The following is an 18,933-nucleotide window of genomic DNA, read 5'->3' as shown; positions in this document are numbered from 1 at the left end:
TTGCGCCCGTCAGGTCACTGCTGCGGTTCATACCAGCTTGCGAGGCCGTCCTGGAGCTTCTGGCCGAGTTCCTCGGGGGTCGATGTGCCCTTGATCGCGGCTGCGGATGCGCCCCAGGTCTCGTTCTCGAGATTGGGGGTGCCGCGCGACAGGATCTGGTAGGTCGAGCGGATCGTGGAGTCGCACTCCTCGCGCCAGCTGGCGAATTCCTGGGCCAGAGGGTCCTCGAGCGCGACGGGCGTGTCCGAGAGGGGGAAGAAGCCCGGCAGGGCGTTGCCGAAGATCTCGGCGAATTCCGGGCTTGCCACCCAGGCGAGGAACGTGCGTGCGGCTTCGGGGTGCTCGGTGGCTGCGTTCATCCCGATCCCGATATCGGTATGATCGGAGATGTAGCAGGTGTCGCCTGCCTCCTTGACCGGCGGCTTGAAGGCGCCCATCTCGAAATAGGCTTGGGTGTTGAAGCCCGCGATTTCCCAGGAACCGGCCGGATAGATCGCCGCACGCCCGAGCGTGAAGAGGTTCTGACTGTCGGGATAGGTCTGCGCCTCGTAGCCATCACCCAGATAGGCGCTCCAGCGGTTCAGCGTGGCATAGGGCTCGACCCAGGCCGGATCGGTCAGCTTCTGTTCCCCGGCGATCAGCGCCTGGCGACCTTCCTCGCCCTTCCAGTAGTTCGGACCAATGTTGTTGTAGCCCATGGTGGCGGCTTCCCACTGGTCGTTGGTGCCCATCGCCATCGGGATGTAGGTGCCGTCTTCCTTGATCGCGTCGAGAACCGCGAAGAACTCGTCTTCGGTTTCGGGAACTTCCAGTCCGAGCTCTTCGAAGGCTTCCTTGTTGTAGATGAAGCCGTGGATGACGCTGGCCATGGGAACGCAGAAGGTCGCGGAGCCGTCATCGGTCTGCCAGGCCGATTTTGCCACGTCGGAGAAGTTCGACATGGCATCCAGATCGCTGAGGTCGGTCAGGTGGCCGGCCTCGAAGAGCGCGAGCGAGGCATCGAAGGGCCGGCACGTGATGAGATCTCCGGCCGAACCTGCATCAAGCTTGGAATTGAGAACGGCATTGTATTCCGCCGGTGCGCTGGGCGTGAACTGCAGCTTGATGTCCGGATACTGGGCCTCGAAGGCGGGGATGATCTCGTCCTGCCAGAGCGTCAGGTCATCGTTGCGCCAGCTCTCGATGGTGAGCGTCACGTCCTGGGCCTGGGCGCCGACGGCCGAGAGAGCGGAAGTTACAAGGGCGAGTTTGAGTATTCTGCTTTTCATCTTTGGTCTCCCGGTTGATGTCTGAGTGCCGGCTTCAAGTCAGCCGTGCGAGAGCTGCTCTAAGGTGTCCGCCCGTCTCGTCGAGAAGATCCTGGGCGCTGGGCAGGGAAAGCCCGCCGGCGGCGATGAGGACGGCAGTCTTGACGCGACCGCCGGCCGCTTGCAGCGCCGACCTTGCGGCATCCTCCCCGCAACCTGAAATTTTCGCAACGATTCCGGCAGCTCGCGCGCGAAGCTTGATGTTGTCTGCCCGAAGATTGACCATCATTCCGTCATGGACATGGCCGAGGTCGATTGCCATCAGTGTCGACAGGACATTGAGCGCAATCTTCTGGGCCGTGCCCGCGCCCATGCGGGTCGAGCCGGAAATCAGCTCGGGGGGCGTCTCTAGCAGGATCGGGTGGTGCGCCAGTTCGATCAGCGCCGAGCCCGGATTGTTGGCGATCCCGACAATCGTCGCGCCTTGCTGCCGGGCGAACTTGGCGCCGGCAATCGTGTAAGGGGTCGTTCCGCTGGCCGAGACGGCGATGATCGTGTCGCGCGGCGTGATGTCTGTCAGTTCTTCTTCGAGCCCGTGGACCGCATCCTCGGTGTTACCGGGCATCTCGACGCCGGTGGGCAGGCCGCCTGCCATGTGGATGCGCAACTGGCTTGCCGAAATGGAGAATGTCCCGCCGAGTTCCTGCGCGTCGGCCGCAGCCATCAGGCCGGAAGAGCCGGCGGCGAGATAGTGCAGCACGCCCCCGGTGCGGATCGTGTTGGCCATGGCGGATGCTGCGGCGGGTAGGTGGTCCAGAGCGCCACGGAGAGAGGTGGCGGCCGCGATCTGGCCTTCGGCAAGGATCTCGGCGCTTTCGCGCAGGGGTCGCGCGTCCAGTCCACTTGCTTTCTGGTGTCGAGCTTCTGTCGTGACGCTGATCAATCGAATCTCCCCTCGGTGAAGTCACGATACCTTTACAATACCTTTTGTCTACCATTTTTTACGGAGGTCACTTGAAAGCAGGATTGGTTGCTTAATATCAGTCCATTAACCCGAGATCTGCGCTCACATGGCGGGTTTTGGTTGTGGAAAGGGCTGTTAATGCCGCTATAGGTATTATAAAGGTATTTTCATGAGCGATTCGGGCAAACCAATGGTGATCGGGATTGATGGAGGCGGAACCCGTTGCCGCCTCGCGCTCGATTGTGGCCCTTCGGTTGCGGTCGTCGAGGCGGGGCCGGCGAATGTTTCGAGCAATTTCGACGCGACGGTTCGTGAGATTCTGAACGGGCTGGACGCGTTGGCCGGCAAGACCGGTATGGCGTTCGACGCACTGACGAATGTTCCCGCTTTCATCGGGCTCGCCGGTATGACATCGGCAGAGATCGCGGACCAATTGCGCATGGCGCTTCCGCTTGCGCGTGTGCGGATCGAGGATGACCGCCCGGCTGCCGTGCGGGGCGTTCTGGGGGCGCGTGACGGTGCTCTGGCACATTGCGGAACGGGCACGTTCTTCGCCGCCCAGGTCGGGGGGCAAATGCGCGTCATCGGTGGCTGGGGGCCTGTATTGGCCGATGAGGCCTCGGCACAGTGGGTCGGGCGCAGGGCGCTTCGCGTCGCGCTCGATCAGGCCGATGGGCTTTTTGCGCCCTCCGGGTTGTCGGCGCGGCTTCTTTCCGAATACGGCGGCACGGGCGGAATCGTCGCGTTTGCAGGACGGGCCACGCCAGCGGAGTTCGGCGCTCTGGCTCCCCTGGTGACGCAAGGCGCCGATAGCGGCGATGCGCTGGCAATGCGCATCATGGAGGAGGGTGCCGCCAGGATCGCGCACACCCTGCCGCAGATCGGCTGGACGCCCGGTCTCCCGTTATGCCTGACCGGCGGGATCGGGCCGCATTTTGCCCGGTTCCTGCCCATGGACATGCAGGCCGGCCTGGCGGAGCCGAAAGGCCAGCCGCTCGATGGTGCGCTCGCACTTGCGCGCGACCTTGCCAGGGAGATTTCCGATGGACGCCACTGACTTCCTGCGGCCGGAGGGATGGCTCGGGCAGGCCGGCGGGCCGCGCTACGTCCAGCTCCGCCGGCGGCTTGAGGAGGGGATCTCGTCCGGGCTTCTGCCTGCCAATTCCTCGTTGCCGCCCGAGCGGGAGATCGCCGAGATCACCGAGCTTTCGCGGGTCACGGTCCGCAAGGCGATCCACGAACTGGTGCGTGACGGGCTCATCGAGCAGCGGCAGGGGTCTGGTTCCTTCGTGCGCGAGCCGCTGACACGGGTCGAGCAATCGCTATCGCACCTGACCTCCTTCACGGAAGACATGGAGCGCCGGGGGGTGGAGACCACATCCCGCTGGCTTGAACGTGGAGTCTTCATGCCCGCACCGGATGAAGTGCAGGCGCTTGGCCTCAAGGATGGCGAGCAGGTCGCGCGGATTTACCGGCTGCGCGAGGCGAACGGGCGGCCGATGGCGCTTGAACGGGCGGCGCTTCCGCTCAGCATCCTGCCGAACCCAATCGAGGTCACCGTTTCGCTTTATGACGTGCTAGACAAGCTCGGCAAACGGCCCGTGCGTGCAGTGCAGAAGATCTCCGCGATCAATCTCGAATCCCGCGAGGCAGACCTTCTCGGCGTGGCCGAAGGTGCCGCGGGTCTCCGCATCGAGCGGACCTCCTTCCTTGCGGACGGTCGCGTGGCAGAACTCACGCGCTCCCTCTACCGCGGCGACGGCTATGATTTCGTGGCCGAGTTGCGACTCTAGATGACGAAAGGCCAGTGCACAGACATGCCAAGTGAACAGACGCTGATGCGTCGGGAGATCCTCGAGATCCCGGAAGCGGTCGATCGCCTGCTGACCAATGGGGCCGAGGCCATTGCCACGGCGGCCGGGGCCGCGCGGGAGCTTGACCCGCGTTTCCTCATCTCGGTCGCGCGGGGCTCTTCGGATCATGCCTGCAGCTATCTCAAATATGCGAGCGAGCTCATTCTTCGTCGGCCCATGGCATCCATCGGTCCATCGGTTGCCTCGATCTATGGCGTCGATCTCATGGCGAAGGACGCGCTCTGCATCGCGATCTCGCAGTCGGGGCAGAGCCCAGATATCGCGCGCATGACCGAAGGCCTGGCCGCGGCGGGTGCCATGACAGTCGCCATCACCAACAACCCGGACTCGCGGCTCGGCAATGTCGCCGCTGCCACGCTGCCGATCCATGCCGGGCCCGAATTGAGCGTTGCGGCGACAAAGACCTTTGTCACGTCGCTCGTCGCCGGTCTCTGGCTCGTTGCCGAGATCAAGGGAGAGGCGGAACTTCTCTCCGCGATCCGCGCGCTGCCGGCCCAGCTGGAGGCGGCGACGCGCTGCGACTGGTCGGGTGCGGCAGAGGCCATTTCGGGTCGTTCGCTCTTCACCCTGGGTCGCGGCCCGTCCTGGGCGATCTCGAACGAGGCCGCTCTGAAGTTCAAGGAAACCTGCCTCATTCACGCCGAGAGCTATTCCTCGGCCGAGGTGCACCATGGGCCCATGTCGATCGTTGAGGAGGGTTTTCCGGTCATCGCCTTTGCCGCCGGGGACGCAGCGGAGGAGAGCATTGCGGCGACGGCGGACGAACTCTCGGCCAAGGGTGCGCGCGTCTTTGCCACGACCGGGCGTGTCCGGCGCGCGACGGAACTGCCTCATGTGCGCACGGACCACTGGCTCACGGATCCGATTGCCATGGTGGTCTCCTTCTACGGGATGGTCGAGACGGTGGCGCTTCATCGCGGCATCGACCCGGACAAGCCACGCCACCTCAACAAGGTCACGGAAACGCTATGAGCGGCAAGGTCGTCACCTTTCGCAACGGGCGCGTTTTCGACGGTGAGAGGCTCCACGACGGCCATGTGGCGCGGTTCGAAGACGGGCAGCTTGCGGCCCTGATCCCGGAGGCCGATGCCCCCTATACGGAAGATGCCGTCGATCTCGGGGGAGATATCCTGAGCGCGGGTTACGTCGACTTGCAGGTCAATGGGGGCGGCGGGGTGATGTTGAACGACGATCCCTCCGTCGAAACCCTGAAACGGATGGTCGATGCCCATCGGAACCTCGGCGTAGCTGCGATCCTGCCGACCTTGATCACCGATACGCGCGAGGTAACCGCTGCCGCGATTGCCGCGGCGATCGAGGCGACGCAAAGGGGGCTCGCGGGGGTCGCAGGGCTCCACCTCGAGGGCCCACATCTTTCGCTGGCCCGCAAGGGCGCGCATGATCCCGCGCTTATCCGGCCGATGGAGCCGGAGGATTTCGACAATCTTCTTGCGGCGGCCCGGGCATTGCCTGCGCTGATGGTCACGGTGGCACCCGAGAGTGTGTCCGAGGCGCAGGTGGCGGCGTTGTCTCGGGCCGGGGTGATCGTCTCGATCGGGCACACGAACGCGGATTTCGAGACTTGCCAGCGCTATGCAGCGGCTGGCGCGCGGGTTGCGACGCATCTGTTCAATGCCATGAGCCAGCTCGGAAGCCGGGAGCCGGGTCTTGTTGGTGCCGCGCTTGCCAATGGGGCGCTCTCGGCCGGCTTGATCGCGGATGCCATCCACGTGCATCCGGCGACGATGCGCGCGGCATGGGCGTCGAAGGCTGGTCCGGGACGGATCTTCCTGGTCAGTGATGCCATGGCGGTGGCGGGATCGGACCTGTCCGAATTTCGACTCGGGGGGCGGATGATACGGCGAAATGCGGGCCGGTTGACGCTGGAGGACGGGACGTTGGCGGGGGCGGATCTCGATCTTACGACGGCGGTCCGCAATCTGGTCGGACTCGTGGGCGTCGGGCTGGAGGACGCCTTGAGGGCCGCGATTACCGTTCCGGCCGCGCTGATCCGGCGAAAAACCGTTGCGGGACAGGTGCTTGGGGACATGATCCGCATTGCGCCCGATCTGAGCGCGTGCCGCCCGGCGATCTAAAGATCCGGCGCCAGAACGCGGAAAATCGCGTCGGGTTTCGGTATGGAAACCGTATGGAAACCGTATGGAATCCATACATACCCTGCTCAAGACACTGTTAACTCTCGGCGCAATCCAAGCTTTGTGTGGACTCAGCTTGATAGCGCTTCGGAAACATCGGCTTAGGTGCCATAACGCTTCGAGCAGTCATCTCTGACAAGTGGCGCGCCCTGGGGCAAAGCCATTACCGGAGAGCCTTCAAAGGGCACCGTGGTCTGCTGATGAAGCAGCCGCCCGAGAAGTGCAACCCGCGCTATCATGCCTCTTCGCCGAAGCGACAAGCCCCCTTGCCGGGGGCCTCCGGCTGAGGTGTGTCGATCACCTTCACGGAGTTCATTCAGCGGGCCATCAAGTATCACCCGCAGGCTGCGAGCCGAGAATGGGACGCGGACTTCCGCACGTTTATACCGGGAGTTTCCACTGCGTGAACCAGATTGAGACCCGCGTGCCGTGCAGCCGGGTTAATCGGTCACAAACAAAATCGGGCGAATGCTGCCTCCAATGAAACATTTGCTCCGCCGTTCACTAGGAAATCCGACGCAAGTTGCCTTGCTGGCGATCGCAGTCGTCATAGCCACGAGCCACCTGGGTTTCTTGCCTGGCTGGAGCCATGCGAAGGACCGATGCGAGCAGGCAGCGGAAGCCGCCGAAAGCGCGCTCCCGCTTCCGTATATGCCAAACAAATCCTCTGACCCGGTGTTCCTGTGGGTGAGCGGAACGCGCTACGCCATTCCCGGCAACTACTTTCGCTATCCGCCAATCGGCTGCGACACGGAAGAAAGCGGCTTCCTGCTTCGTGTGCTGCTCCCGACCTTCGAAGGCTGGACGCGGGAGAACCGCGAACAGATGGAGCGGCGCGATGGCGGTCCGCAGATGACCATGAATGTTTTGCTTAATGCCACCCCATCGGGTCGGGAGCCAGATGCAGACTTGCTCCGGGCGTTCCGTGCCTATGCGCGTGGAGCAGACCCATTTGGAGACTATCCAGTCGAAAATGGCTTCTTCCGTACCACCAACGACCGCGGCGACGACATCTTCTTCAAGCGCGAGGGCACCGCTGTCTCGCTACTCATCGATTGCGATCCGCAGCGACCGCCACCCCGCAACCCACAATGCGCACAGTCCAGCTGGTATCGCGACTCAAAGCTGAAAGTCACCTACGCGCGCATCCACCTCTCTAGATCAGAAGAGATACAGAAAGGAACTGAGGCGATGCTCGATGCCTTTGTGGAAAGAGCCAATTAGGACAGTGCTTCGACACCTGATCCCATGGGTGGAGAGGGAGCAGAAGATTACTCGTTTCACGGGATCAATCCTCAAGTCAGATTGCGTGAAACGCGTCCTTGTCCGCATTGTTTCGCCGACGGGGCCGTCCGGAACGGGAGGGATGCGCGAGGTGTTCCGCACTGGCAACCCGGAAGCTGTCCAGCCGGGTTAATCGGTCACAAACAAAATCGGGCGAATGCTGCCTCCAATGAAACATTTGCTCCGCCGTTCAGTAGGAAATCCGACGCAAGTTGCCTTGCTGGCGATCGCAGTCGTGATGGTCATGAGCCACCTGGGTTTCTTGCCTGGCTGGAGCCATCCGAATGACCGATGCGAGCAGGCAGCGGAAGCCGCCGAAAGCGCGCTCCCGCTTCCGTATATGCCGAACAAATCCTTTGACCCGGTGTTTCTTCGGGTGAGCGGAACGCGCTACGCCATTCCCGGCAACTACTTCCGCTATCCGCCAATCGGCTGCGACACGGAAGAAGGCGGCTTCCTGCTGCGTGTGCTGCTCCCGACCTTCGAAGGTTGGACGCGGGAGAACCGCGAACAGATGGAGGGGCGCGATGGCGGTCCGCAGATGACCATGAATGTTCTGCTTAATGCCACTCGACCGGGCCTGGAACCAGACGCTGATTTGCTCCACGCGTTCGGCGTCTACGCAAAAGGGGCGGACCCATTCGGACACTATCCTGTCGAAAACGGCTTCTTCCGCACCAATAGCGACCGCGGTAGTGATATCTTCTTCAAGCGCGAGGGCAGCGTTGTCTCGCTACTCATCGATTGCTCGCCAAAGCAACCGCCCTTCCGCAATCCACAATGCGCACAGTTCAGCTGGTATCGCGACTCAACGCTGAAAATCACCTACGCGCGCATCCATCTCTCCAAATCCGAAGAGATACAAAGGGGCGCCGAGGCGATGCTTGATGCCTTTGTGGAACGAGCAAAATAAGGCAGCATGGCGAGACCTGACTCAAAGGGCCGTAAGTGGGAGCGAAAGATTGCGCCTCTCACGGATCAATACTCAAGTCAGGTTGCGCGAACGGAAGGATGATACTGGTGTCGATCTCGATGCGGGTCGCCCGCTCGATGATCGTGGCGCCTGCGGCGCGAAGGACCTTACGATGAAAATCTCCGGCCGAGGTCAAGCTCCTGCTTTTCGTCCTAATCGGCTTCGGCAGATCTCTCGACTGTCTCGCGCAGGGCGCGGGCGAATACGTCCGGGTCCAGCCCGTATTCGCGGGCGGCATCGGCGATGTCATGGAATGGCGCGAAGGGACAGGCCGGGCATTGCATTCCCCTCTGCATGAACGCGGGTACCGTTTCGGGCCAGCGGTGGTAGAGCTCTGCAAGTGGCGTGTGCCGAGAAATGGGCGGTGTGGTCATCGGCCGTCTCCCGAAGGTCCGGCGTCAAGTTTGCCGCATATTTCCATCCGCACTTTGCGATATCGCAACGTTAGACTCTTCCCGTCCCCTTAGGTTCAACCGCGAGCCGAAATAGTTGCGGCGACTGATGTCGACTCACGGGGGAGGAGCAGTATGCATGGGACCAAAAGAGGTCAGGGCGGGGACGACATGCATACCGATGAGGAGCTGGACTCGCTGGACGAGTTGCTCGCGGAGGACGGCGCAGCCCAGATTCATTCCGGCGCGGCGCCTCGCGGGGTTTCGGCAGAGCGGGACCTTCCGAAGGTCGCGCGGAATTCCGTTCTGCTCTCGGCGCTGCCGCGGGATTTGGCGTGTAACCTGTTGGCACAGGGCATGGATCGCTCCTACGCACGGGGCGAGACGATCTTCCTGCAGAACGAACCGGCGCGGCGGTTCTTCCTCGTGCTCGAAGGATGCGTGAAGGTCTACCGGATGACGGAGAGCGGCGCGGAAGCTGTCATTGCCGTGTTCACCGAAGGGCAGAGTTTCGGGGAGACCGTGGCCTGTCGCGGAATGCCCTATCCGGTGAGCTGTGAGGCGGTTTCCGATTGCAGGCTGTTGCAGATCGAGGCCGACCTGCTCCTGAGGGCGATAGACTCGGATCGCGATGCGCTTGCGGCGCTGCTCACCGCCAGTTGCCAGATCATGCAGGCGCTTGTGCGTCAGATCGAGGATCTCAAGGCGCGAACCGGTGCGCAACGGGTGGCGCGGTTCCTGCTCGATCAGGCCGGCGTGGAGGCGGGAGCCGTGGAATTCAACCTGCCGCATGACAAGGTGCTGCTGGCCGGGCGGCTCGGCATGAAGCCCGAGAGCCTGTCGCGGGCGTTTTCGCGGCTCAAGCGCGAAGCGGGCGTCGAGGTCAAGGGGCACTTTGTGCGGGTGAGCGATATCGAGGGGCTGCAACAGTTCTCGATCCGCGACCCGGCGCTTGCCTGGAGCAAGCCGGGCTGACGCCCTGCCACCTTCAGCGCGGTTTTCCTGTCGCCCTCCGTGATCTATCGAGGGGAGGACCGGGATGAACGGCGCATTGGGGAGGGGCCATGATCGACGACATGACGGGAACATGGCTGGGCCGTGTCTGGCTGCCGGAGGTGCGGGGGCCTGCGGTCGTGACCCTGCGCGAGGGCCGGGTCATCGACATCACCTCCGCCGCTGCGCCGCTGGTGCGCGATATCTGCGAGATGGACGATCCGGCGGGCTACGTGCGATCCGCGCCGGGACGGGATCTGGGAGCGCTGGAGGAGATCGCATCGGCGCGCGTAGGGGATGCGGCAGCGCTTCATTTTCTGGCGCCCTGCGATCTTCAGGCGATCAAGGCCTGCGGTGTGACCTTCGCGCGGTCGATGATCGAGCGGGTCATCGAGGAGCGCGCGGCGGGCGATCCTTCGCGGGCGGAGGCGATCCGGAACCGGATCGGCGGGTTGATCGGACGTTCGCTGCGCAACCTGCGGGCCGGCTCCGATGAGGCCGCGCGGGTGAAGGCGGCCTTGCAGGAAGAAGGGCTCTGGAGCCAGTATCTCGAGGTGGGGATCGGGCCGGATGCGGAGGTCTTCACCAAGGCGCAGCCGCTCTCCGCCGTGGGGCCAGGGGCGGATGTGGGGCTGCACCCGATCTCGACCTGGAACAACCCCGAGCCCGAGGTGGTGCTGGCGGTTGCCTCCACGGGGCGCATCGTGGGGGCAAGCCTGGGCAATGACGTCAACCTGCGCGATGTGGAGGGGCGCTCGGCGCTGCTGCTGGGCAAGGCGAAGGACAACAACGCGTCTGCCGCGATCGGGCCGATGATCCGGCTCTTCGATGACGGCTTCGGGATCGAGGCCATTCGGGACCTGGAGCTGACCGTGACGGTGCGCGGCCCGGACGGCTACGAGATGCGGGGTCATTCCTCCATGGCCGAGATCAGCCGCGCACCCGAGGATCTGGTGGCCCAGACCATCGGGCGGCATCACCAGTATCCCGACGGGCTGATGCTCTATCTCGGCACGCTGTTCGCGCCCGTGGCGGATCGGAAGCTGCCCGGTGAGGGGTTCACCCACGAGCTGGGTGATGTGGTACGCATTTCCGCGCCGGGGCTCGGCACGCTGACCAATACCGTGCGGCTCTGCACCGATTGCGCGCCCTGGTGGTTCGGGGCCCGCGCCCTGATGGCCAATCTCGCGGCGCGGGGGCTTCTTGGGTGAAGGGCGCTAGAGGTTCCAGATATCCCGTGCGGTGCCCTGCCAGATCCGGGCGCGTTCCTCGGCGCTCAGGGATGCCATGATTGCCCGGCTGGCTGCCACCCATGTGGAGAGGCCGCCGCCCTTCGTGCAGACCGGCCAGTCACCGCCCCAGCAGAGCCGCGCGGGGCCGAAGCAGTCGATGACATGGGAGACGTAGCGGGAGATTTCGGCGAGCGTCCAGTCCGGTCCGCCATAGGCGATGACGCCCGAGAGCTTGGCGAAGGTGTTGGGGCGCCTGGCGATTTCGCGGATGTTGGTGGCCCAGCTGTCCCACTCGCCGCCCCCGATGTCGGGAACGCCGCAGTGATCGAGCACGAAGCGGGTTTCGGGGGCGCTGTCGATCAGTTCGATGGCGAGCGGAAGCTGGCGCGCGAGCATGCAGATGTCGAAGGGCAGGCCGGCTGCGCCGAGCTTGCGGATGTTTGCGCGGAAGGTTTCGGTCTGCGAGACGTCATCGGGCACCTCGTGCAGGATGCGCCGGAACCCGACCACGGCAGAGCGGCTTTGGGCGCGCTCGATTTCCGCCTCGAACCCGGGCAGTTCGGGGCGGCAGGAGGAGATGATCCCGGCAATGGGGAAGATGCCGCTTGCGGCGAGTTCCTCGATCCAGGCGGTTTCGGCGGTGATATACTCGGGATCGACATCAACCTCCATGTGGATCGCGGCACCGATCCCGATGCGGCGGGCCTCCGCTGCGTAGGCCTCCAGCGTCCAGTCGCGGTCGAGCGGGCCTGCGCCCCTGAGCCAAGAGTAGTCGAGCCGCACCCGGTCGATCAGATGCAGATGCGTGTCGAGAATCTCCTCGGGCGCGCCTTTGGTTTCGTGCATGGTTCCTCCCCTTCGTACCTTCGTTCGTTGCAGTCTGTCTAGCGCATCCCGCCCCTTGTGTCGCGCGGCGATTCAACTACGCTCGGGGACAGAAGGCATTGATCGCACTGGTATATGGCGCGAGACAGAAAGAGTGCAGGGGGAGCTGACATGGTTCGAATGGGCAAGGTGATCGGCGTGAACGCCGAGAAGATCGAGGAATACAAGCGGCTGCATGCGGATGTCTGGCCCGGGGTGCTGGCGAAGATCGCGGAGTGCAACATCCGCAACTACACGATCTATCTCCGCGAGCCGGAGAACCTGCTGTTCGCCCATTTCGAATACCATGGGTCGGATTGGGCAGCGGACGAGGCCAAGATGGCCGCCGATCCCGAGACGCAGCGCTGGTGGACCTACTGCAACCCGTGCCAGGCGCCACTTTCCTCCGCCAAGGAGGGGGAATGGTGGGCGCCGATGGAAGAGGTGTTCCACGTGGATTGAGAGTCGCGGGAAGCACGGTTAGGCACCCCCGGCCGACCCGGTATCATGCCGGAGAAACTACCGTTCGGGAACGGATTTCCGGGCAGAGTGTGAGGTTGAGGCAGGATCGCGGGTGCAGGTTTCTCATTGTGTTCGGATTGCAACCGACGCGCGCCGTATGCTCGAAAAGCGAACAGTTTGGAAAGGTTCCCCCCCCAAGGTCTTGTGAACCCCGTTTCTTTCGGGAAGTCTGTGCCCGAGTATGTTGAGAAAGAGGCAGTCTGCCCATGAATGTGCAAGTACCGACCAGATCAATCGGGGATTACGGGCTGATTGCGGACGGGCGCTCCTGCGCGCTGGTTTCCAAAAGCGGGTCCATCGACTGGCTCTGCTGGCCGCGGCTCGACAGCCCGGCCTGTTTCGCGGCATTGCTGGGAACGCGCGAGAACGGTCGCTGGCTGATTGCGCCCGCCGGCAAGGCGCGCACCACGCGCTCCTACGAGCCTTTCACCATGATCCTCGAGACGATCCACGAAACCGATACCGGGACGGTGCGCGTGGTCGATTTCATGTCCATGCCGGAGGGGCCGCCGACCATCATCCGCAAGGTCGAAGGGATCGAGGGTCGGGTGGCGATGGATTGCGATCTCTGCATCCGGGCGGATTATGGCCGCACCGTGCCGTGGGTGGAGCATGACGGGCCGCGGGAGTGGCACGCGATTGCCGGGCCGGATCTCTACATCCTGCACTCGGACGTGGAACTGCATGGCGAGGATCTGCACACGGTCGGCCATTTCACCGTGGCCGAGGGGGAGGTGCGCAATTTCGTGCTGTCGCACGGGCCTTCCTTCGGTGGCGTGGCAAAGCCGCCCCCCGCGCAGAAAGCGCTGGAATCGACGCGGGCCTATTGGGATGCCTTCACCGATCGGATCCGCCTGCCGCGCAAGCTGCCCAAGAAGTGGCAGGACAACGTGATGCGCTCGCTGTTGACGCTCAAGGCGCTGACCTACATCCCGTCAGGCGGGATTGCCGCGGCGGCAACCACCTCGCTGCCCGAGGAGATGGGCGGCGTGAGGAACTGGGACTACCGGTTCTGCTGGCTGCGCGACAGCGCCTTCACGCTTCAAGCCTTTCTCGAATGCGGGTTGCGGCGCGAGGCAGAGGCCTGGCGCAACTGGCTGATCCGGGCCGTGGCGGGCTCGCCCGACCAGCTCCAGATCATGTACGGGCTCGCGGGCGAACGCGTGCTGACCGAGTGGGAAGTGGACTGGCTGCCGGGATTTGCCAACTCGAAGCCGGTGCGTGTCGGCAATGCGGCCGCGGACCAGTTCCAGCTCGATGTCTATGGCGAGGTGGCGGATGTTCTGGCGCTCGCCACCCGGCGCGGGCTGCCGCGTCACCACCGGCAGGAGGAATACCGCAAGGTGGTGATGAAATTCCTCGCCGAACGCTGGCGCGAGCCGGACGAGGGTATCTGGGAGGTGCGCGGCGATCCGCAGCATTTCGTCTATTCCAAGGTCATGGCCTGGGTCGGGTTCGATCATGCCTCGAAGGCCGCGAAGGCCGCGGGCGACCATGATGAGGAGGTCTGGCTGCGAGGGCTTGCCGACGAGGTGCGCGTGCAGGTCTGCGAGAAGGGATACAATGCGGAACTGGGCACCTTCACCCAGTACTACGGCAGCACCACGGTCGATGCGAGCCTGCTCATGCTGCCGCTTGTGGGGTTCCTGCCGCCGACCGACCCGCGCATCGTCGGAACGGTGGAGGCCATCGAGCGCGAGCTGATGCGCGACGGTTTCCTGCTGCGCTACCAGACCGACGGGCATGACGGGCTCGACGGCCATGAGGGCGCGTTCCTGCTCTGCTCCTTCTGGCTCGTGGAGGTCTATGCGCTGCTCGGGCGGATCGAGGATGCGGAGGAGCTTTTCTCGCGGCTGTTGGCAATTGCGAATGATCTCGGGTTGCTCGCCGAGGAATACGATCCACACAAGGGCCAGATGCTCGGCAATTTCCCGCAGGCCTTCAGTCACGTGGGGCTCGTGATGGCCGCAATCATGATCGGGCGGCACCGGGCGGACGAGAAGCTGACGCTGCACCAGTAGGGCGGTTTGCGGTTTCCGGTTTCGTGGTAGAGTGAGGGCGTGTCGCTGCCTCGTGTCCGGTTTTCCGGCGCGATGGGATTGCAGTTCAAGCGCAGGAGTTCGACGCGCGCATCCTGGAGCCTGAAACATGACCTCTGTCACGAAAATCCTTGCCCTTTCCGCCTTTGCCGCCGGCCCATGCGGCACGCCGGTCCTCGTCCACGCCCAGGGGGCGGGTTCCAATCTTGCCGGTGTCTATCACGGGTTTGTGGTGCTCAACCTGCCGAGTGGCGCGGTGCGCGAGGGGCTCATGGTTGCCTTCGAGGCGGACGGAGCGGTGATCTTCGGGGCCGAAGAGGGCCACGACGAACCGATCGACGCCGAAACGGGTCTGGTGACGGCCAATGATTTCGAGAGCACGACGATGGGTGCCTGGCGGGCGGAGGGAGAGGGTCTCGTCTTCGGGGTGAAGCAGTTCCGCGCGGGATCGGCGCTTTGCGGCGATATCGCGCCTTCGTCGGAGGGCGTCCTGCGCTCCTGCAGTTTCACGATCACGGCGCGACTCGAACCGGGGCTGTCGGTGCAGGGTGAGGACTGCGACCTCGGCGGGACGGGCGGGGGTCTCAGCGTGCAATCGGTCGACGGGGCGCAGAATGTGGCCGATCCGCTCGGGCTCGGCCTTGCGCCGGACTATTGCCTCAAGCGTCTGAGCTTGGACGATTTTCTCGAGCTCGCGCCGCTTGCGGAGTGACGGGTCGGGCCTCGCGATGCGCGGCGATCTGCGCTGCGACCAATGTCTAGGCATTGTCTGTGGGAATTGATGTTGCCGGATCGGAGGGACGATCCATATACTTCGCTTACTGATGCAGAAGAATCTGATCGAACCAACCGGAGGAACTATAATGGCCTGGACCAAACCTGCTCTGCGCGAAGTAAGTTGCGGCATGGAAATCAACATGTACGGCCCCGCAGAGGACGATCAGGACGTCCTGTTCTGAATGGCTGACGCGCGGAGGGCATGATGGCATTCCGCGCACGCGTATTAGGCGCCGCAGCCGGCGGGGGTCTGCCCCAGTGGAACTGCGGCTGTGAAAATTGCGGGTTGGCCCGGTCCGGGGCGATCCCATCCCTCACTCAGTCCTCGCTTGCGGTGAGCGCCGACGGCGAGACCTGGGCGGTGCTGAATGCCTCGCCCGACATTCGCGAGCAGATCGCGGCGAATGCCTGTCTGCATCCCACCGGGCCGCGGAAAAGTCCGATCCGCTCGGTGCTCCTTACGAATGGCGACATCGACCATGTGGCGGGGCTCCTTTCGTTGCGGGAGCAGCAGCCTTTCACATTGTTCGCGACCGGGGAAATCCACGGGGTTCTGTCGGCCAATCCGATCTTCGATGCGCTTTCGGCGGAGAAGGTCTCGCGACAGTCCATCGAGGTGGGAACGCCGTTTGACCTGCTGGAGGGAATGGAGGCGACACTCTTTCCCGTGCCGGGCAAGGTTCCGCTCTACATGGAGGCGGCCGAGGTGCAGACCGATCTGGAAGGTGAGCAGACCGTGGGTGTCGAGCTTGTCTGCGGGCCGGAGCGCATCTTCTACATTCCCGGCTGCGCGCTGGTGACGGAGCGGCTGGCGGATCGCATTCGGGGTGCGGATCTCCTCTTTTTCGATGGCACGCTCTGGACCGACGATGAAATGCAGCGCACGGGGGTTGGCACCAAGACCGGGCGGCGCATGGGGCATATCTCGATGAGCGGGCCGGAGGGTTCGATTGCCGCGATGGCGGAGATGGGGATTGCCCGGAAGATTTTCGTTCACATGAACAACACCAATCCCGTTCTGCGGCCAGTGTCGCCTGAGCGCGCCGAGGCCGAAGCCGCCGGGTGGCGGATCGCGCAGGACGGCATGGAGATCACGCTATGACCCAGTCTCGCGAGGCATTCGAGGCCAGGCTGCGCCAGATCGGCGCCGAGCGCTACCACGACAAGCATCCGTTTCATCACCGGCTCCATGGCGGGCAATGCACGCCCGACCAGGTGCGGGCCTGGGTGATCAACCGTTTCTACTACCAGGCGCGCATTCCGATGAAGGATGCGGCCTTCATGAGCCGGGTCGAGGATCCGGATCTGCGCCGGGCCTGGCGGTCGCGCATCGAGGATCACGACGGGCGCGAGGGCAACGAGGGCGGCATTCGGCGCTGGCTTCGGCTGGCGGAAGCGGTTGGGCTCGACCCCGACTACGTGGCGAGCACCCAAGGGGTTCTCCCCGCGACGCGCTTCGCGGTGGACGCCTACGTCCGGTTCGTGCGCGACAAGACTTTGCTGGAGGCGGTCGCGGCCTCGCTCACCGAGCTCTTCGCCCCCGCGATCCATGCGGCCCGGATCGAGGGCTTGCTTCAGAACTACGACTTCGCCGATGACAGCAGCCTGTCCTATTTCCGCAACCGGCTGAACGAGGCTCCCAAGGACGTGGCCTTCGGGCTGGCCTGGGTGCTCGATCATGCCGACACGCAAGAGAAGCAGGATGCGGCGGCGGCGGCGCTCACCTTCAAGACCGATGTGCTCTGGTCGCAGCTCGATGCGCTTGACGCGGCTTACGTTTCGCCCGCGCGCATTCCGCCCGGAGCCTGGCAACCGGGACAGGGGATGGCTGCGAAAGCGGCGGCACAATGAGCCTCGCGGCCCAGAGCGTGCCGCGGATGCCGAGGGGCGTGCGGCTGCATGAGGACAGGGTGCGGGGCGGTTGGGTGCTGCTTGCGCCGGAACGCGCCATCGCGCTCGATCAGATCGGCCATGCGATCCTCTCGCGGATCGATGGCACCCGCGATTTCGGCGCGATCACCCGCGATCTGGCCGAAAGTTTCGGGGCGCCCATCGAGGACGTGGCCCGAGACAGCGGCGAATTCATCGAGGCGCTGGCGGAGCGGCGCATTCTGGAGGTGGGACCATGACCGTGCAGCCCCCCATTGCCATGCTGGCGGAACTGACCCACCGCTGTCCGCTATCCTGTCCCTACTGCTCCAACCCGGTGGAGCTTGCGCGCAAGGACACCGAGCTCGACACGGAAACCTGGGTGGATGTGTTCTGGCAGGCGGCAGAGCTTGGCGTGTTGCAGCTGCATCTCTCGGGCGGCGAACCGGTGTCGCGGCGCGATATCATCGAGCTTGTCGCGGCGGCGCGCGAGGCGGGGCTCTACACCAATCTTATTACCTCCGGGATCGGCCTGACCGAACGGCGGCTGGGCCAGCTCGACGAGGCCGGGCTCGATCACATCCAGCTTTCGCTTCAGGGCACCGATGCGGCGATGGCCGACCGGATCGGCGGCTATCGGGGCGGCTATGCGCGCAAGATGGCGGTGGCCGAATGGATCGGCGCGCGGGACATCCCGCTGACGCTCAATTTCGTCATGCACCGCGAGAACATGCACCAGTTGCCCGATGCGCTCGACATGGCAGTGGCGATGGGGGCGCGACGGATCGAGGTTGCCACGGTGCAGTTCCACGGCTGGGCGATGCTCAACCGCGAGACGCTGGTTCCCTCGCTCGACCAGGCGCGGGAGGCGAGTGCCGTCGTGCGTGAGGCCCGAGAGCGTTTGAAGGGCGTGCTGGTGATCGACTACGTGCCGGCGGATTACCACGCGAAATACCCCAAGACCTGCATGGGCGGGTGGGGTTCGACCGGGCTCAATGTCGCGCCCGATGGCGTGGTACTGCCCTGCCATGCGGCGCAGACGATCCCGAGCCTCACGTTCGATAGCGTACGCGAGAAGCCGCTCGCCGAGATCTGGTATCGCGGTGCTGCGTTCAACGCGTTTCGCGGCACGGACTGGATGCAGGAGCCCTGTCGGTCCTGCGAGCGCAAGCTGAAGGATTTCGGCGGATGCCGCTGCCAGGCGATGGCGATTGCGGGCGATCCGACGGCGACAGATCCGGTCTGCATCAAGGCCCCGGCCCATGACCGGCTCAGGGAAATGACCGACGTGTTTCTGGATGCCGGACAGAAAAAGGGCCTGACCTACCGGTCAGGCCCAGAACAGGTTCTCGAACGTCAACCCTGAGGGGCGGCAGGATCAGCCTTCGGGCCCTGTTTTCGATTTCGCGGGGAGTGCGCGGATGGTGCCCGCAGTGGCGCTGCCCAGAAAGGCGCTCGGTTTCGGGGTCACGCCATCGCGGATGCGTCTGAATGGACGAAATGCGGTGCTGGCCGGGTGGCGGTTCGAGCGACACATTGCGTCCCGGAAAAGCATCATGTGACCCTGCATCTGAAATTTCCTTCCCTGTTAATTCGGCGCCAAGTTCTCGAGCGCGCCTGACATGGGAAGAGATGCCTGAATGCGCCCGTGCAGGATGTGGCAAACCGCACGGGTGGGGGCAGAACCACGAGATCCTTGCGCCGCGCCACTAAAACGGGGGCGGAACCGCCGGATCGTGTCTACGGA

General features: G+C 64.1%; 21 protein-coding genes. 16 read left to right on the top strand and 5 right to left on the bottom strand.

The window, feature by feature from the left end; translation table 11 throughout:
* Positions 1-14: 14 nt before the first annotated feature.
* Both ACP15W_RS13585 and ACP15W_RS13580 read right to left on the bottom strand, forming a co-directional pair.
* Positions 15-1,268: an ABC transporter substrate-binding protein gene (locus tag ACP15W_RS13585; RefSeq protein ID WP_424933456.1), complete on the bottom strand. Its 1,254-nt coding sequence runs from the start codon at positions 1,266-1,268 to the stop codon at positions 15-17.
* A gap of 34 nt (positions 1,269-1,302) precedes the next feature.
* Positions 1,303-2,190, bottom strand: a complete 888-nt coding sequence (locus ACP15W_RS13580; protein ID WP_424933455.1) for an N-acetylmuramic acid 6-phosphate etherase — start codon at positions 2,188-2,190, stop codon at positions 1,303-1,305.
* 190 nt (positions 2,191-2,380) lie between these two features.
* On the opposite strand from ACP15W_RS13580, the gene ACP15W_RS13575 reads away from it, so the two are divergent.
* From ACP15W_RS13575 to ACP15W_RS13550, 6 genes are all read left to right on the top strand, one after another.
* Entirely contained in the window at positions 2,381-3,268 is an 888-nt protein-coding gene (locus tag ACP15W_RS13575) for a BadF/BadG/BcrA/BcrD ATPase family protein (RefSeq protein ID WP_424933454.1), read from the top strand.
* Positions 3,255-4,004, top strand: a complete 750-nt coding sequence (locus ACP15W_RS13570) for a GntR family transcriptional regulator (protein ID WP_424933453.1) — start codon at positions 3,255-3,257, stop codon at positions 4,002-4,004. The genes ACP15W_RS13575 and ACP15W_RS13570 overlap by 14 nt, the downstream gene beginning before the upstream one ends.
* 24 nt (positions 4,005-4,028) lie before the next feature.
* A complete protein-coding gene (locus ACP15W_RS13565) occupies positions 4,029-5,057 on the top strand; it encodes an SIS domain-containing protein (protein ID WP_424933452.1) in 1,029 nt (342 codons plus the stop codon).
* Complete coding sequence (gene nagA / locus ACP15W_RS13560) at positions 5,054-6,181, top strand: N-acetylglucosamine-6-phosphate deacetylase (RefSeq protein WP_424933451.1); 1,128 nt, start codon at positions 5,054-5,056, stop codon at positions 6,179-6,181. Before ACP15W_RS13565 ends, nagA begins: the two co-directional genes overlap by 4 nt.
* Positions 6,182-6,721: 540 nt before the next feature.
* Positions 6,722-7,465: a hypothetical protein gene (locus ACP15W_RS13555; protein ID WP_424933450.1), complete on the top strand. Its 744-nt coding sequence runs from the start codon at positions 6,722-6,724 to the stop codon at positions 7,463-7,465.
* Between the two features lie 229 nt (positions 7,466-7,694).
* Positions 7,695-8,438 (top strand): hypothetical protein, encoded by a 744-nt coding sequence (locus ACP15W_RS13550; protein WP_424933449.1) that lies wholly within the window; start codon positions 7,695-7,697, stop codon positions 8,436-8,438.
* Positions 8,439-8,496: 58 nt separating this feature from the next.
* On the opposite strand, the gene ACP15W_RS13545 is transcribed toward ACP15W_RS13550, so the two are convergent.
* Together ACP15W_RS13545 and ACP15W_RS13540 are read right to left on the bottom strand one after the other, a co-directional pair.
* On the bottom strand, positions 8,497-8,634 hold the full coding sequence (locus tag ACP15W_RS13545; RefSeq protein ID WP_424933448.1) for a hypothetical protein: 138 nt from the start codon (positions 8,632-8,634) through the stop codon (positions 8,497-8,499).
* A gap of 16 nt (positions 8,635-8,650) precedes the next feature.
* Complete coding sequence (locus tag ACP15W_RS13540) at positions 8,651-8,872, bottom strand: DUF1858 domain-containing protein (RefSeq protein ID WP_424933447.1); 222 nt, start codon at positions 8,870-8,872, stop codon at positions 8,651-8,653.
* A 153-nt stretch (positions 8,873-9,025) separates the two neighbouring features.
* Here ACP15W_RS13540 and ACP15W_RS13535 point away from each other — a divergent pair, with 153 nt between their 5' ends.
* Both ACP15W_RS13535 and ACP15W_RS13530 read left to right on the top strand, forming a co-directional pair.
* Complete coding sequence (locus ACP15W_RS13535; RefSeq protein ID WP_424933446.1) at positions 9,026-9,865, top strand: Crp/Fnr family transcriptional regulator; 840 nt, start codon at positions 9,026-9,028, stop codon at positions 9,863-9,865.
* 89 nt (positions 9,866-9,954) lie between these two features.
* A complete protein-coding gene (locus ACP15W_RS13530; protein ID WP_424933445.1) occupies positions 9,955-11,094 on the top strand; it encodes a fumarylacetoacetate hydrolase family protein in 1,140 nt (379 codons plus the stop codon).
* Between the two features lie 6 nt (positions 11,095-11,100).
* Here the strand turns inward: ACP15W_RS13530 and ACP15W_RS13525 are convergent, their stop codons facing one another.
* Positions 11,101-11,961 (bottom strand): amidohydrolase family protein, encoded by an 861-nt coding sequence (locus ACP15W_RS13525; RefSeq protein WP_424933444.1) that lies wholly within the window; start codon positions 11,959-11,961, stop codon positions 11,101-11,103.
* Between the two features lie 150 nt (positions 11,962-12,111).
* Here ACP15W_RS13525 and ACP15W_RS13520 point away from each other — a divergent pair, with 150 nt between their 5' ends.
* From ACP15W_RS13520 to pqqE, 8 genes are all read left to right on the top strand, one after another.
* The gene (locus ACP15W_RS13520) at positions 12,112-12,441 is read left to right on the top strand and encodes an L-rhamnose mutarotase (protein WP_424933443.1); all 330 of its coding nucleotides are present in this window, start codon (positions 12,112-12,114) and stop codon (positions 12,439-12,441) included.
* A gap of 266 nt (positions 12,442-12,707) precedes the next feature.
* Entirely contained in the window at positions 12,708-14,522 is a 1,815-nt protein-coding gene (locus ACP15W_RS13515; protein ID WP_424933442.1) for a glycoside hydrolase family 15 protein, read from the top strand.
* A gap of 127 nt (positions 14,523-14,649) precedes the next feature.
* Positions 14,650-15,252 (top strand): hypothetical protein, encoded by a 603-nt coding sequence (locus ACP15W_RS13510; protein WP_424933441.1) that lies wholly within the window; start codon positions 14,650-14,652, stop codon positions 15,250-15,252.
* A 151-nt stretch (positions 15,253-15,403) separates the two neighbouring features.
* Positions 15,404-15,499, top strand: a complete 96-nt coding sequence (gene pqqA / locus ACP15W_RS13505) for a pyrroloquinoline quinone precursor peptide PqqA (protein ID WP_424933440.1) — start codon at positions 15,404-15,406, stop codon at positions 15,497-15,499.
* Positions 15,500-15,522: 23 nt separating this feature from the next.
* The gene (pqqB, locus tag ACP15W_RS13500; protein ID WP_424933744.1) at positions 15,523-16,419 is read left to right on the top strand and encodes a pyrroloquinoline quinone biosynthesis protein PqqB; all 897 of its coding nucleotides are present in this window, start codon (positions 15,523-15,525) and stop codon (positions 16,417-16,419) included.
* On the top strand, positions 16,416-17,168 hold the full coding sequence (gene pqqC / locus ACP15W_RS13495) for a pyrroloquinoline-quinone synthase PqqC (protein ID WP_424933439.1): 753 nt from the start codon (positions 16,416-16,418) through the stop codon (positions 17,166-17,168). Before pqqB ends, pqqC begins: the two co-directional genes overlap by 4 nt.
* Complete coding sequence (gene pqqD / locus ACP15W_RS13490) at positions 17,165-17,446, top strand: pyrroloquinoline quinone biosynthesis peptide chaperone PqqD (RefSeq protein ID WP_424933438.1); 282 nt, start codon at positions 17,165-17,167, stop codon at positions 17,444-17,446. The genes pqqC and pqqD overlap by 4 nt, the downstream gene beginning before the upstream one ends.
* A complete protein-coding gene (pqqE, locus tag ACP15W_RS13485) occupies positions 17,443-18,552 on the top strand; it encodes a pyrroloquinoline quinone biosynthesis protein PqqE (protein ID WP_424933437.1) in 1,110 nt (369 codons plus the stop codon). The genes pqqD and pqqE overlap by 4 nt, the downstream gene beginning before the upstream one ends.
* Positions 18,553-18,933 lie beyond the last annotated feature (381 nt).

Origin of the sequence: Amaricoccus macauensis, from assembly GCF_049800915.1 — a bacterium.
GTDB lineage: Bacteria > Pseudomonadota > Alphaproteobacteria > Rhodobacterales > Rhodobacteraceae > Amaricoccus > Amaricoccus macauensis_A.
This window is presented reverse-complemented; position numbering and strand designations above follow the sequence as displayed.

Bases quoted from the DNA above. Each gene is read 5' to 3' on its own strand.
- ACP15W_RS13535 (WP_424933446.1), top strand. From the start codon at position 9,026: ATGCATGGGACCAAAAGAGGTCAGGGCGGGGACGACATGCATACCGAT.
- pqqC (WP_424933439.1), top strand. From the start codon at position 16,416: ATGACCCAGTCTCGCGAGGCATTCGAGGCCAGGCTGCGCCAGATCGGC.
- ACP15W_RS13510 (WP_424933441.1), top strand. From the start codon at position 14,650: ATGACCTCTGTCACGAAAATCCTTGCCCTTTCCGCCTTTGCCGCCGGC.
- ACP15W_RS13530 (WP_424933445.1), top strand. From the start codon at position 9,955: ATGATCGACGACATGACGGGAACATGGCTGGGCCGTGTCTGGCTGCCG.
- ACP15W_RS13585 (WP_424933456.1), bottom strand. From the start codon at position 1,268: ATGAAAAGCAGAATACTCAAACTCGCCCTTGTAACTTCCGCTCTCTCG.
- ACP15W_RS13575 (WP_424933454.1), top strand. From the start codon at position 2,381: ATGAGCGATTCGGGCAAACCAATGGTGATCGGGATTGATGGAGGCGGA.
- pqqD (WP_424933438.1), top strand. From the start codon at position 17,165: ATGAGCCTCGCGGCCCAGAGCGTGCCGCGGATGCCGAGGGGCGTGCGG.
- ACP15W_RS13515 (WP_424933442.1), top strand. From the start codon at position 12,708: ATGAATGTGCAAGTACCGACCAGATCAATCGGGGATTACGGGCTGATT.
- ACP15W_RS13570 (WP_424933453.1), top strand. From the start codon at position 3,255: ATGGACGCCACTGACTTCCTGCGGCCGGAGGGATGGCTCGGGCAGGCC.
- ACP15W_RS13565 (WP_424933452.1), top strand. From the start codon at position 4,029: ATGCCAAGTGAACAGACGCTGATGCGTCGGGAGATCCTCGAGATCCCG.
- ACP15W_RS13555 (WP_424933450.1), top strand. From the start codon at position 6,722: ATGAAACATTTGCTCCGCCGTTCACTAGGAAATCCGACGCAAGTTGCC.
- ACP15W_RS13520 (WP_424933443.1), top strand. From the start codon at position 12,112: ATGGTTCGAATGGGCAAGGTGATCGGCGTGAACGCCGAGAAGATCGAG.
- ACP15W_RS13540 (WP_424933447.1), bottom strand. From the start codon at position 8,872: ATGACCACACCGCCCATTTCTCGGCACACGCCACTTGCAGAGCTCTAC.
- pqqE (WP_424933437.1), top strand. From the start codon at position 17,443: ATGACCGTGCAGCCCCCCATTGCCATGCTGGCGGAACTGACCCACCGC.
- pqqA (WP_424933440.1), top strand. From the start codon at position 15,404: ATGGCCTGGACCAAACCTGCTCTGCGCGAAGTAAGTTGCGGCATGGAA.
- ACP15W_RS13550 (WP_424933449.1), top strand. From the start codon at position 7,695: ATGAAACATTTGCTCCGCCGTTCAGTAGGAAATCCGACGCAAGTTGCC.
- ACP15W_RS13525 (WP_424933444.1), bottom strand. From the start codon at position 11,961: ATGCACGAAACCAAAGGCGCGCCCGAGGAGATTCTCGACACGCATCTG.
- nagA (WP_424933451.1), top strand. From the start codon at position 5,054: ATGAGCGGCAAGGTCGTCACCTTTCGCAACGGGCGCGTTTTCGACGGT.
- pqqB (WP_424933744.1), top strand. From the start codon at position 15,523: ATGGCATTCCGCGCACGCGTATTAGGCGCCGCAGCCGGCGGGGGTCTG.